Origin of the sequence: Micromonospora tarensis, assembly GCF_016803395.1 — a bacterium.
GTDB lineage: Bacteria > Actinomycetota > Actinomycetes > Mycobacteriales > Micromonosporaceae > Micromonospora > Micromonospora tarensis.
In genome coordinates, this window is sequence record NZ_JAEVHL010000052.1 from 1 (window position 1) to 13,398 (window position 13,398).

At 71.5% G+C, this 13,398-nt stretch carries 6 protein-coding genes and 3 pseudogenes; 6 read left to right on the top strand and 3 right to left on the bottom strand.

Annotated elements, in window-relative coordinates; genetic code table 11:
- Nucleotides 1-259: 259 nt before the first annotated feature.
- Nucleotides 260-1,255 (bottom strand): annotated as a pseudogene (locus JM949_RS13330) (IS481 family transposase); the annotation flags it as partial.
- Between the two features lie 715 nt (nucleotides 1,256-1,970).
- Nucleotides 1,971-3,632 carry a beta-N-acetylhexosaminidase gene (locus JM949_RS13335; RefSeq protein ID WP_203148822.1) on the bottom strand — a complete coding sequence of 554 codons (1,662 nt, stop codon included), beginning with the start codon at nucleotides 3,630-3,632 and terminating at the stop codon, nucleotides 1,971-1,973.
- A gap of 317 nt (nucleotides 3,633-3,949) precedes the next feature.
- Between JM949_RS13335 and ppdK the strand changes: the two are divergent.
- The 4 genes and pseudogenes from ppdK to JM949_RS13355 all read left to right on the top strand — a co-directional run bounded on the left by ppdK (nucleotide 3,950) and on the right by JM949_RS13355 (nucleotide 9,639).
- Nucleotides 3,950-6,657, top strand: a pseudogene (gene ppdK / locus JM949_RS13340) (pyruvate, phosphate dikinase).
- Between the two features lie 406 nt (nucleotides 6,658-7,063).
- Nucleotides 7,064-7,417: a VOC family protein gene (locus JM949_RS13345; RefSeq protein ID WP_203148823.1), complete on the top strand. Its 354-nt coding sequence runs from the start codon at nucleotides 7,064-7,066 to the stop codon at nucleotides 7,415-7,417.
- A 101-nt stretch (nucleotides 7,418-7,518) separates the two neighbouring features.
- Entirely contained in the window at nucleotides 7,519-8,775 is a 1,257-nt protein-coding gene (locus JM949_RS13350; protein WP_203148825.1) for a deoxyguanosinetriphosphate triphosphohydrolase, read from the top strand.
- A 15-nt stretch (nucleotides 8,776-8,790) separates the two neighbouring features.
- Complete coding sequence (locus JM949_RS13355; RefSeq protein WP_203148826.1) at nucleotides 8,791-9,639, top strand: siderophore-interacting protein; 849 nt, start codon at nucleotides 8,791-8,793, stop codon at nucleotides 9,637-9,639.
- A 6-nt stretch (nucleotides 9,640-9,645) separates the two neighbouring features.
- On the opposite strand, the gene JM949_RS13360 is transcribed toward JM949_RS13355, so the two are convergent.
- Nucleotides 9,646-10,851, bottom strand: a complete 1,206-nt coding sequence (locus tag JM949_RS13360; RefSeq protein ID WP_203148827.1) for a low temperature requirement protein A — start codon at nucleotides 10,849-10,851, stop codon at nucleotides 9,646-9,648.
- Nucleotides 10,852-10,986: 135 nt separating this feature from the next.
- Between JM949_RS13360 and dnaG the strand changes: the two genes are divergently transcribed.
- Nucleotides 10,987-12,858, top strand: a complete 1,872-nt coding sequence (gene dnaG, locus JM949_RS13365; RefSeq protein WP_203148828.1) for a DNA primase — start codon at nucleotides 10,987-10,989, stop codon at nucleotides 12,856-12,858.
- Nucleotides 12,859-13,394, top strand: a pseudogene (locus JM949_RS13370) (hypothetical protein). It abuts the gene before it with no gap.
- The last annotated feature ends 4 nt before the right edge of the window (nucleotides 13,395-13,398 follow it).

Sequence of the window (13,398 nt, forward strand, 5' to 3'; positions counted from 1 at the left end):
CGCCGCCGGTGAACGCGAGGCCAGCGGCGGTCAGGGCGGTCTTACGGATCAGATCGGTACGCATGATGGCGTGCTCCTCTGCATTGGGGGATCCGCGACGGCAACGGGGGTGGCCGTGCGGGAAGTTCCTGGGCCCGGCGCCCTTGGTCGGGCCGGCGTCGGGACGGGGTGTAACGGTGCCCGGCCGGGGTGCATTCCCTCGGGGGTCCCGGCCGGTGCCGGGGGTGCGGGCTCCGGGGGTGTAACCGGGGTGGCCTAAGCTGTGCTGTCCAGAGACGTTGGTCAACCTGGTGATGGGTGGTAGGCCACCGATGGCTGAGTGAGGCCGATGATGATTGTAGTGATGCAGGAAGGCCGGTAGGGCCTTCCTGCGGGCTTGTTCGCTGTTGTAGAAGCGGGCGATGGCCCAGCCGTCGGTCAGGGTGCGGTGGAAACGCTCGACCTTGCCGTTGGTCTGGGGCCGGTAGGGGCGGGTCTTCTTCGGCCGGATGCCGAGCTCGGTGCAGGCGTCACGCCAGGCGAAGGATTTGTAGGCCGAGCCGTTGTCCGACAGCACGCGTTCGACGGTGACGCCCCGGACGGCGAACCAGGCGACGGCGTTGCGCAGCACGTCGATCGCGGTCGCGGCTTTCTCGTCATCGCGGATCTCGGCGTAGGCGACGCGGGAGTGGTCGTCGATGACGGTATGCACGAACGCGGTACCGATCTGCGGTTCGTAGGTTTTGCTGCGGGCACCGGTGCGTCCGGCTGTGGCCTCACGGTTGCGTCGGCCCTGGACCCGGCCGACGTAGCGCCAGCCGCCGCCGTCAGGAATGCTGCCGTACTTGGTAACGTCGACGTGCAGCATTGCCCCGGGCCGGTCGTGTTCGTAACGCCGGACGGGTTCGCCGGTGACCCGGTCGAGATGGCTGAGCCGGCTGAGCCGGCAGCGGGTCAGGACCGCATGCACGGTCGAGGCCGGTATACCGAGCCGCCCGCCGATCTGCACTGGGCCCAGTCGCTGTTTCCACCGCAGATGCACGATCTTGCGGACCACCGGCCGTGGTGTCCGGGCCGGGCTGTGATGCGGGCGTGACGAGCGGTCCTGCATCCCGGCCTCACCCTGCTCGGCGTAACGCTGGGCCCATCGTTTCGCTGTGCGCCAGGACACGTCATAGCGCTGGGCAGCCCGGGCGACCGGCCAGCGTTCGTCGATGATCAGACGCGCCAGCCGCAGACGCGCGCGAGGAGTCAAAGCAGCATTACGGTGGAGCACGAAGGCCTCCTGGTTGCCGGAGCGGTTCCTAGACAGCTCCACTCCACAACCGGAGGCCTTCACCCACCTACGACATCAGATCGTGTCGTCACACAATCTCGACCAACCTCCCTGGACAGCACACCTAGCCGGTGTTCCCGGGCGGCGTAGGCCGCGGTTCGGGCTCCGGGGTGGTGTAACCGGGGTGGCCGGGTGGGTGTTCCCGGCGGCTGCCCCGCGCCATGACCCGCGAGTCGCGGTGGCGTGCCAGGTATAACGACCCCGGGCCGGCCCGGATTCCGCGGCCCGGGTGGCCCCGACCACCCGACGACGACCACCAAACCAGACAAACACCCCAGCCGGACTGGCCGGCACGGCAACCCACCGGGGTGATCGACTCGGGTTCCAGGAAATCGCGGTATCCCCGCGCGAGGGATGCCCCGACATCAAGGAACCCGAGTCGGATCACGTCAACCGTCCCGCCCGGACCCACTCCGGCCCCGGATGTGTCGCCGGCGCATCGCAGTGATCGACCTCGGTTCCGAGGAAATCGCGGGTATCCCCGCGCGAGGGATGCCCCGACATCAAGGAACCCGAGTCGATCACGCCGAACGTCCCGGTCAGTCCCGCTCCCGTCCGGATGTGTTGCCGGCGATCGTTCCGGCCGGCCCCGCGGGCGGGTGTCTGGGGACGGGTGACCGTCCGGGTGGACGGTCTGGGGCGGGTGCGTCCTCTGTCAGCGGGGGGCGGTGTCGGCCTGGGGCGCCGGGCGCTGGCCAGGGATGGTTGGCGTGGTCGGCCAGGGGATCTCGGGCGCGCGGTGGAAGGTGATCCCGGCCGCCGCCAAGCGTGGGCCCTGCCCGGCCAGGCGGTCGCGGAAGCCCGCCCAGTCGTGGGTCTCGCGGGGGGACCAGCCCAGCTCGGCGATGGCCGGGAGGCGGGGCAGGAGCAGGAGCTCGATGTCGGTCAGCGAGGTGACCGATTCGGTCCAGAGCGGGGCCTCCACGCCGAGGACGGCCGTGGTGGGTACGTCGGCCACGTGGCTGCCCGGATCCCAGTCGTATGCCTTCCGCACGTCGATCAGGCCGGCCCAGTCGTGCCCGATCGGGGTGTCCGGGGCGTACTTCATGTCCAGGTAGGCGTGGTTGCCGGGGGAGAGGATCAGGCGGGCGCCCCGGCGTACGGCGTCGGCCGTGGTGGGGTCTTCGCCGTTCGTGCCCCACCATTGCAGGACCCGCCCGTCGAGATGGGCGGCCGGGGCGAGCTGGTGCCAGCCGACGACCGTCTTGCCGAGGTCGGCCACGATGCGCTGGACCCGCTCGACGAAGCCGGTGTACGTCTCGCCCTTCACCTTGAACGCCTCGTCGCCGCCGATGTGCAGCCACGGCCCGGGGGTGAGCGCGGCCACCTCGCCCAACACGTCGGTGATGAAGTCGTACGTCCGGTCGTCGGCGGGGTCGACGTAGCTGAAGCCGACCTCGGTGCCGGTGTACGGCGGCGGCGCGATCTTGTCCGGTGCCAGTTGCGGGTACGCGACCAGCGCCGAGTTGGTGTGCCCGGGGAGGTCGATCTCGGGGACGACGGTGATGTGTCGGGCGGCCGCGTAGGCGACGATCCGGGCGTAGTCGGCCTTCGTGTAGTGCCCGCCGGGGCCGTCGCCGACCTCGGTCGCCCCGCCGATGGTGGTCAGCTTCGGCCAGGAGTCGACGGTGATCCGCCAGCCCTGGTCGTCGGTGAGGTGCAGGTGCAGGTGGTTGAGCTTGTAGCGGGCCAGGTGGTCGATCATCCGCAGCACGTCCTCGACCGCGAAGAAGTGCCGCGCGACGTCGAGCATCGCCCCCCGGTACGGGAACCGGGGCGCGTCAATGATGGTCCCGCCAGGGAGCGCCCAGCGCTCGCTGACCGGGACCGCGCTCTCGATCGTCGCCGGCAGCAGTTGGCGCAGCGTCTGCACGCCGTAGAAGAGGCCGGCGGCGGTGCTGGCGGTGAGGCGTACGCCGTCGGTGTTGATGTCGAGCCGGTAGCCCTCCGCGCCGAGGTCGGCGGTGTCGTCCAGCAGCAGCGCGATGCCGCCGGCGGGCTCCGGGGCGGTGGCGTCGGTGACCGGCAGCGGGTACCCGGTGGCCGGGCGCAGCAGCTCGGCGAGCTGTTCGGCGACCGCCAGCGCGGCCGGGTCGGCGCTGGCCACGACTACCGCTTCCGAGGGCAGCACCCAGGCCTCGACCGGGCCGGGTTCGACCCGCTGTGGGGCTGGCACGACGTCGGCCAGTCGGTGCGGGGCGGACGGCGCGAGCAGTCGGCCGGCGGTCCGCTCGGCAGCCCGCGCCAGCGTGGCCGCGCTCGGCTCCCCCGTCGGCAACGGGGTGGCGGCGGGGCTGGGGGAGGGGATGGTCGACACGGCGGCGACTCCGGGGGGTGTATTCGCGTCGGTTATGGCAAAAGTGAGGTTCACCGGCTGGCGTGCCGTCAAGCGTACGACGCCTGGCCGGGATGCGTGATGGTGCTCGTGGAAGCGTTCCCAAAAACCGGTACGAACACGGATAGTCGTGATGGCTGTGCCAATTGTCACCGAACGGTCCCAGGTCCCTCGATAGTCGCTTAACCTTCGCCCACCGATCGGCGTCGACCCCGGGATTACCGGTGGTCCGCTCCGGGGAAGAAGAAAACTGAACCTTCGTTAAGTGTCCATCCGGCGCGTGTGTTGTGGAGGCTCTGGTGGCAGCGCAAGAGACCGTCGATCACAAGTACGTCTATGACTTCTCCGAAGGCAACAAGGACCTCAAGGACCTGCTCGGCGGCAAGGGGGCCAACCTCGCCGAGATGACGAACCTCGGCCTGCCCGTCCCGCCCGGCTTCACCATCACCACCGAGGCCTGCCAGGCGTATCTCGCGACGGGACGGGAGCCCGACGGGCTCGCCGGTCAGATCGAGGCGCACCTGGAGTCACTGGAACGCGCGATGGGCAAGCGCCTCGGTGACCCGGCGGACCCACTGCTGGTGTCCGTCCGTTCCGGTGCCAAGTTCTCCATGCCCGGCATGATGGAGACCGTCCTCAACGTCGGTCTCAACGACCAGAGCGTGGTCGGGCTCTCCGCACAGGCCGGCGGCAACGACAGGTTCGCCTGGGACTCCTACCGGCGGCTCATCCAGATGTTCGGCAAGACCGTCTGCGAGGTGCCCGGCGAGGAGTTCGAGCACGCGCTCGACGAGACCAAGAGCGCCAAGGGCACCCACAACGACCTGGATCTGGACGCCGACGACCTGCGCGGGCTGGTCGACGCGTACAAGAAGATCTTCCTGAAGCACACCGGCCGGGAGTTTCCTCAGCAACCACGCGAGCAGCTCGACCTGGCCATCCGCGCCGTCTTCGAGTCGTGGAACGCCGAGCGCGCGGTGCTCTACCGTCGCCAGGAGCGGATCCCGGCCGACCTCGGCACCGCGGTCAACGTGGTGACAATGGTCTTCGGCAACCTGGGCCCCGACTCCGGCACCGGGGTCGCGTTCACCCGCGACCCGGCCAGTGGCGCCCAGGGCATCTACGGCGACTACCTGGCCAACGCCCAGGGTGAGGACGTCGTCGCCGGCATCCGCAACACGGTGCCGTTGCAGGAGTTGGAGCAGCTCGACAAGACCTCCTACGACGAACTGCTCGGCATCATGGCCCGGCTGGAGGAGCACTACAAGGACCTCTGCGACATCGAGTTCACCATCGAACGCGGCAAGCTCTGGATGTTGCAGACCCGGGTCGGCAAGCGCACCGCCGCCGCCGCGTTCGTCATCGCCGGGCAGCTCGTCGACGAGGGCCTGATCGACCTCGACGAGGCGCTGCACCGGGTCAACGGCGCCCAACTGGCGCAGCTGATGTTCCCCCGCTTCCAGCTCGACCACGAGTTCGAGCCGGTCGCCACTGGCATCGGCGCCTCGCCCGGCGCGGCGTCCGGCACAGTGGTCTTCACCTCCGCGCGGGCCGTCGAGCTGGCCGCCGAAGGCAAGTCGGTGATCCTGGTGCGTCGGGAGACCAACCCGGACGACCTGAACGGCATGATCGCCGCCAAGGGCATCCTCACCTCGCGCGGCGGCAAGACCAGCCACGCCGCCGTGGTGGCCCGGGGGATGGGCAAGACCTGCGTCTCCGGCGCCGACGAGATCGACGTGAACGTGCCGGCGAAGCGGTTCGTCGTGGCCGGGCAGACCGTCAACGAGGGCGACGTCGTCTCCATCGACGGCACCACCGGCAAGGTCTACCTCGGCGAGGTGCCGGTCATGCCGTCGGAGGTGGTGCAGTACTTCGAGGGCAGCCTCGACCCCGAGCACGTCGACAACGCGCTGGTCCGGGCCGTACACCGGATCATGACGCACGCCGACGGAAAGCGGCGGCTCGCGGTCCGCACGAACGCCGACACGGGTGCGGACGCCGCCCGGGCCCGGCGCTTCGGCGCCGAGGGCATCGGGCTGTGCCGCACCGAGCACATGTTCCTCGGCGACCGGCGGGAGCTGGTCGAGCGGCTGATCCTGGCCCGCGCCGAGGGTGAGCGGGAGGCGGCGCTGGCGGCGCTGCTGCCGTTGCAGCGCGCCGACTTCGAGGAGATCTTCCGCGAGATGGACGGCCTGCCGGTCACCGTCCGGCTGATCGACCCGCCGCTGCACGAGTTCCTGCCGCCGCTGGAGCAACTCGCCGTCAACGTGGCGGTGGCCCAGGAGCGCGGCGAGGACGTGGCCAAGGAGGAGGCGCTGCTCGCCGCCGTCCGGCGGATGCACGAGGAGAACCCGATGCTCGGGTTGCGGGGCGTCCGCCTCGGCCTGGTCATCCCCGGTCTGTTCGCGATGCAGGTCCGGGCCATCGCCGAGGCGGCGGTGAGCTGCGCGCGCGGCGGCGGCGTGGCGAAACCGGAGATCATGGTGCCGCTGGTCGGGGCCGTGCAGGAGCTGGAGACGGTCCGCGCCGAGGCCGAGCGGATCATCGCGGACGTGGTCGGGGACAGCGGGGTCGAGGTGCTGATCGGCACCATGATCGAGGTGCCTCGGGCGGCGCTGACCGCCGGGCAGATCGCCGAGGCGGCGGAGTTCTTCTCCTTCGGCACCAACGACCTGACCCAGATGGGTTGGGGCTTCTCCCGGGACGACGTCGAGGGCGCGTTCTTCTGGCGTTACCTGGAGCTGGGCATCTTCGGCATCTCGCCGTTCGAGTCGATCGACCGCGACGGTGTCGGCCGGCTGGTGCGGATCGCCGCCGAGGAGGGCCGGGCGGCCGACCCGGGCTGAAGCTCGGCGTCTGCGGTGAGCACGGTGGCGACCCGGACTCGGTGCACTTCTTCCACGAGGTCGGCCTGGACTACGTCTCCTGCTCACCGTTCCGGGTGCCGGTGGCCCGGCTGGAGGCCGGGCGGGCGGTCGTGGAGAGCGGCGGGTCGGACAGCCGCTGACGGGCGTCGGCGGCGGTCCGGTCAGCCGGCCGCCGCCGGTGCTCAGCTCGGCGGGCGACGCCAGGTGGGTCGGGACGAGCACCTGCGCCGGCAGGGTCGCCATCGGGGTACGCACGGCAAGCAGGGCGTGTGGCTCCGGAACAGCAGCGACGCCGGGGCCGGGGCCGCGAGTGTCCAACCACGAGCGACCGACTCCCGGAACTCACCCCGCCGGACGGTGTCGGCCACCCGGTGGCCAAGCCGCGAGCCGGTAACCTATCGCGATCGGTCGACAACTGAGGGTCGATCGGTGGTGGTGAGCCGACGTCGATGCGTCGTCGGCGGGTCGGGTGGCGGCGCCGGGCGTAATCTTGGCTCGCTCGCACACGGCCGATTGCGTCCGCCGTCGAACGGGAAGGGTGACTGCATGACCAGCGTCTGGGAGAGCCTGACTGTCGATGCCCGCGATCCGGCCCGGCTGGCCCGTTGGTGGGCCGAGGCGCTCGGCTATCAGGTCGTCACCGAGAAACCGGACGAGGTGGAGATCCGCCAGTCCGTCGACCGCCTGCCCGGTCTGGTCTTCGTGCCGGTGGCCGACGGCAAGGAGCGCAAGAACCGCCTGCACCTCGACCTGCGTCCCGCCGACCGGGAGGCCGAGGTGGAGCGGCTGGTCGACATGGGCGCCCGGCACGTCGACATCGGCCAGGGCGACGTCGAGTGGACGGTGCTCGCCGACCCGGAGGGCAACGAGTTCTGCGTCCTCCGTGAGCGTGAGGAGTGAGCCGGTTTTGCGAGCCCCGCAGTCGCGAACAGCAAAGACCTTGTGAGCGCGAGGAGTGAGCCGGGTTTGCGAGCCCCGCGGTCGCGAGCAATGGCGGCTGCGTGAGCAGTAACCCGGAGGAGCGGCTGGTCGAGGAGCCACCGAAGGACACCGGGCACCGCCGGTCACCGTACGAGCGGGACCGGGCCCGGGTGCTGCACTCGGCGGCGTTCCGTCGACTGGCCACCAAGACCCAGGTGCACACCGCCGGCACCGACGACTTCCTGCGTACCCGGCTGACCCACTCGCTGGAGGTGGCCCAGATCGCCCGCGAGATGGGTGCCCGGTTGGGTTGCGACCCGGACGTGGTGGACGTCGCCGGGCTCGCCCATGACCTCGGGCACCCGCCGTTCGGGCACAACGGTGAGGCGGCCCTGGATCTGCTCGCCACCCCGTGCGGCGGCTTCGAGGGCAACGCGCAGACGCTGCGGGTGCTGACCCGACTGGAGGCGAAGGTGCTCGCCCCGGACGGCTCGTCCGCCGGGCTGAACCTGACCCGGGCGTCGCTCGACGCGATCGGCAAGTACCCCTGGCCGCGTCGCCCGGGGGAGCGCAAGTTCGGGGTGTACGCCGACGACCGGGCCGTCTTCGACTGGATCCGCGCCGACGCCCCCGGCGATCGGCGTTGTCTCGAGGCGCAGGTGATGGACTGGGCCGACGACGTCGCGTACTCGGTGCACGACGTGGAGGACGGCATCCACGGCGGTTACGTCACGCTGCAGCCGCTGCTCACCGACGCCGACGAGCGGGCCGCACTCTGTGCCGACGTGGCCGCCGCCTACTCCGGGGAGTCCGCTACCGACCTGGCCGAGGTGCTGGTCGAGCTGCTGGCCGGCCCGCTGCTCGCCCCGCTCGCCGGCTACGACGGCAGTCATCGCGCGCAGGTCGCGTTGAAGGCCACCACCAGCGGGGTGACCGGGCGGTTCGTGTCCGCGGCGGTCGCCGCCACGGAGGAGCGCTTCGGCCCCGGTCCGCACCGCCGTTACGGCGCCGATCTGGTGGTGCCAAGACTGGTCCGGGCACAGTGCGCCCTGCTCAAGGGCATCGCGCTGCGGTACGTGATGCGCCGCAGCGGCTTCCGGGGCCGCTACGAGCGGCAGCGGACGATGTTGGCCGAGTTGGTCGCCGCACTGGTCCGACGGGCGCCGGACGGGCTCGACCCGATCTTCGCCGCGCTGTGCCGGGCCGCACCGGACGACGCGGCCAGACTTCGGGTGGTGATCGACCAGGTCGCCTCGCTCAGCGATCCGGCGGCGATGGCCTGGCACGCTCGCCTGGTGGGGAAAGTTGCAGCGCCGATTGACGCCGAGCCAACTTAGGCTAACCTAACCTTTATGACGGAACGCTCCAGGAACGTCACCTCGGCCCGGGTGCTGCGCACCGAGCGGCCCACCCCGCACCTGATCCGGCTCGTCCTCGGCGGCGAGGAGCTGGCCGGCCTGCCGGTGGGGGAGTTCACCGATCACTACATCAAGGTGGTGTTCCCGCAGCCCGGTGTCGCCTACCCGCAGCCGTTGGACCTCGCCGCGATCCGCCGGGACCTGCCCCGCGAGCAGTGGCCCCGGCTGCGGGCCTACACGGTGCGGCGCTGGGACCCACTGGCCGGCGAGCTGACCGTGGACGTGGTGCACCACGGCGACGAGGGGTTGGCCGGCCCGTGGGCCGCCGCGTTACGCCCCGGTGACCCGGTGCACTTCGTCGGCCCCGGCGGCGCGTACGCCCCGCGCCCGGACGCGGACTGGCACCTGCTGGTCGGTGACGAGAGCGCCCTGCCGGCGATCGCCGCCGCCCTGGAACGGCTGCCGCTGGGCGCACCGGCGCACGTCTTCGTGGAGATCGCCGACCCGGCGGACGAACAGAAGCTGCCCAGCCCGGGAGCGGTCACCCTGACCTGGCTGCATCGCGGCGCACGCCCGGTGGGCGAGGCGCTGGTCGAGGCGGTGCGCGGGTTGGAGTTCCCGGCCGGTCAGGTGCACGCCTTCGTACACGGCGAGGCCGCCTTCGTCCGGGACCTGCGTCGGCTGCTGCGCGGCGAGCGGGGCGTACCCGTGGGTCAGCTCTCGATCTCCGGTTACTGGCGGCGCGGCATGGACGACGAGGGCTGGCGCTCCACCAAGGCCGACTGGAACCGGCAGGTGGTGGCCGAGGAGGAGAACGCCGGCCAGGGGTCGGTGGCCGCCTGAGGTCCCTCACCCCTCGGGGGTGCGGCCTTCCCCGCCGGTCCGGGCGAGTCGTCGGCTGAGCAGCACCGCGTACCCGACGACCGCCGCGGCGAGCAGCGACAGCATCAGCCTCGGTCGGTGCACGGTTGTGGTGATCACGCAGGCCGAGACCACCCCGTAGGCGGCGATCGCCAACCTCGCGGCGCTCGGCCGGGTCCACAGCCAGTACAACGCGAGGCCGCACGCCGTCCAGGTCACTATCGACGCGCCCAGCAGCAGCCGCAGCTCCAGCGGCAGCCGGGGCGCGTCCGCGTCGACCAGCCGGACCACCTGCCCGAGCGCCCAGCCGAGCAGCAACAGCGCGCCGCCGAGCGGAATGTGCAGGTAGCTGTATGCCTGCCCGCCGCGCAGTCGGCGCTGGGTCAGGCGGGTGGTGACGAAGGTGGTGTAGACCCACCAGACGGCCGCCGGAATCAGGAAGGCCAGCGCCGCGGTGAGGATCATGTGCGGCGAGGGATGGTCCGGCACGGCGAAGAGCAGGCTGGCCAACGCGCTACCCAGCACGATGATGGTGAACTGCCCGATCCGTTCCGGCAGGTGCCGGTTGTCCACCGGCCAGCGGTTCAGCCAGCGCACGCCGACCCAGGGCGTGGCCAGCTCGATGGTCATCGCGACGATCCACAGCACCGGGCGCAGCTCGGTGGGTGCGGTCAGCGACGCCAACCAGATCAGCCAACCCGACCCGAAGCCGATCAGATAGACCGTCGTGACCATGTGCGCGCTCGCGCTGGTCGGCCGGGCGCGCAGGTACAGCAGGAGCAGCACGCCCCGCACGATCAGGTAGCCGACCGGCAGCAGCACGCTCTCCGGCACCTCGTCGACCCCGAGCGTCATCGCGCCCGCGCCGACCAACGCGACCAGCACCAGCACCCGGTGCAGCGCGTCGTCCGGATCGAACCGGGTGTCGTAGTAGACCTGCCCGATCCAGGCCCACTGGATCACCACGAAGAGTCCGATCACGGCCAGCACCGCCCTCGGCGACGGGCTCGGCTCGTTACCCAGCCGAGCCACCACCGCCGCCAGCGCGTACACGAAGATGAGGTCGAGGAAGAGTTCCAGCCAGGTGGCGTGGCGATGTCCGGCCTCGTCCGCACCCGGGGCCTGATCGGGTAGCCCGACCAGGTCGGCCAACCATCTCGGCAGGCGGGGGGCTTGGGTCCGTACCCGGCGCATCTGGTCATGGTCCCCGCGCGGACCCGGCTCGCGGGCCGGAACCGCCCAGCCGGCAGCGGTGGTCGCCACACCGGCGTCCCCCGGCCGGCGTGTCGTCGGTCCGGCAGGGCAGGATGTACGGCGAGGGGGTGGCGCATGGCTGGGCGGATCCGGGACGAGGACATCGCGCTGGTCCGGGAACGCACCTCGATCGGGGATGTGATCTCCGAGACGGTCACCCTGAAGTCCGCCGGCGGCGGCAACCTCAAGGGCCTGTGCCCGTTCCACGACGAGAAGAGTCCGTCGTTCAACGTCTCGCCGGCCCGCAACGTCTGGTACTGCTTCGGCTGCGGAGCCGGCGGCGACGCGATCAAGTTCCTGATGGACGCCGACCACCTCAGCTTCGTGGAGTCCGTCGAGCGGCTGGCCGGCCGCGCCGGCATCCAGCTGCGCTACATCGAGGACGACAGGGGCGCCCCGCGCCCCCGCCCGCAGCAGGGCCAACGGCAGCGCCTGGTCGCCGCGCACGCCGCCGCGGTCGAGTTCTACCGGGCGCAGCTCGGCACCGCCGGTGCCCGGCCGGCCCGGGAGTTCCTGGCCCGACGGGGCTTCGACCGGGCCGCCGCCGAACGCTACGGCTGCGGCTTCGCGCCCGACGGTTGGGACCTGCTCACCAAGCACCTGCGCCAGCAGGGCTTCACCCACCAGGAACTGGTCACCGCCGGGCTGTCCCGGGAGGCCCGCTCCGGCAGCCTGATCGACAGGTTCCGCCGCCGGCTGCTCTGGCCGATCCGCGACCTCGCCGGTGACGTGATCGGCTTCGGCGCGCGCAAACTCTTCGACGACGACGACGGCCCGAAGTACCTGAACACCCCCGAGACGCCGATCTACAAGAAGTCGCACGTGCTCTACGGCATCGACCAGGCCAAGCGGGACATCGCCAAGCAGGGGCGGGCGGTGATCGTCGAGGGTTACACCGACGTGATGGCCTGCCACCTGGCCGGGGTGACCACGGCGGTGGCGACCTGCGGCACCGCCTTCGCCGCGGACCACATCGCGGTCCTGCGTCGGCTGCTGTTCGACAGCGACGAGGTGGCCGGCGAGATCATCTTCACCTTCGACGGCGACGCCGCCGGTCAGAAGGCCGCGCTGCGCGCCTTCGAGGACGACCAGCGCTTCGTCGGGCGTACGTTCATCGCCGTCAGCCCGGACAACATGGACCCGTGCGACCTGCGACTGGCCAAGGGTGACCTGGCGGTGCGTGACCTGGTCGCCCGTCGCGAGCCGCTCGTCGACTTCGCGCTGCGACACGTGATCGGCCGCTTCGACCTGGACACCGTCGACGGCCGGGTCGAGGCGATGCGGCACGCCGCGCCCCTGGTCGCGCGACTCAAGGACCGGGAGAAGCGCCCGGAGTACGTCCGCAAGCTCGCCATGGACCTCGGCATGGAGATCGAGCCGGTGCAGCGGGCGGTGCTCGCCGCCGCCAACACCCCGCCGCCCGGCACCCGCGACGCCGCCCGGCCCGGCCCGGCTGCGCCCGAGCCGGCCGTGGACAGCCCGCAGTCGATGGTCGAGCGGGAGGCACTGAAGCTCGCCCTCCAGCAGCCGGTCCTGGCCGGGCCGATGTTCGACGCGGTCGAGGCCAGCGAGTACCGCCACCCGGTGCACGTCGCGGTGCGTACGGCCCTCGCGGCGGCCGGTGGTGCGGCGTCGGCGACCGGCGGCGCGGTCTGGATCGAGTCGGTCCGCGACGCCTGCGAGGACCTGGCCGCGGCGGCGCTGGTCGGTGAGTTGGCCGTGGAACCGCTGCGGATCGACGGCGAACCGGACCCACGCTACGTGTCGATCACGATGGCCCGGGTGCAGTTCGGGTCGGTGACCGCCCGCATCCGCGACCTCAAGTCACGGATCCAGCGGATCAACCCGGTCAACAACAAGGACGACTACTTCGCCGCCTTCGGTGAGCTGCTCTCCCTGGAGCAGCACGCCCGGGCGCTGCGCGAGCAGGCCGCGGGAGGCCTCTAGATGGGACTGTTCAGCCGCAAGCCGAAGCTGCCACCGGCCGACCGACCGCCGTTGACCGCCGACGAGCGGGTGCTGGCGTGGGCGGCGGCCGGCAACGGCGAGGGCGACGGCGTGGTGGTCGCCACCAACCTCGGGCTGTGGCTGCCCGGCCGAGGGCACCGGCTCGGCTGGCACACCATCCTCAAGGCGGTCTGGTCCGGTAGGGAGTTGACAGTCACCCCGGCCGAGCCCGTCGTCGAGCGGGACGGCTACGCGGTGGTCGCCGACGGCCGGCCGAGACATACCTCCTGCTCGACCCGGGCGAGCTGCCGCACCAGGTGCGGGCGCGGGTGACCCGCTCGGTCGCGTACACCCAGCACCACCCGGTGTCCGGCGGCGCGGCGCGCGTCGCGGCCCGCCGCGTGGCCGGGGTCGACGGTCTCACCTGGACGGTCCGACTCGACCCCGGCACCCCGACCGACGACGAGGCCCTGCTGGTCGAGACCGACCAGTTGGTCGGCGCGGCCCGCGCCGCCACCGCGCCGGCCGAGGGCTGACCGG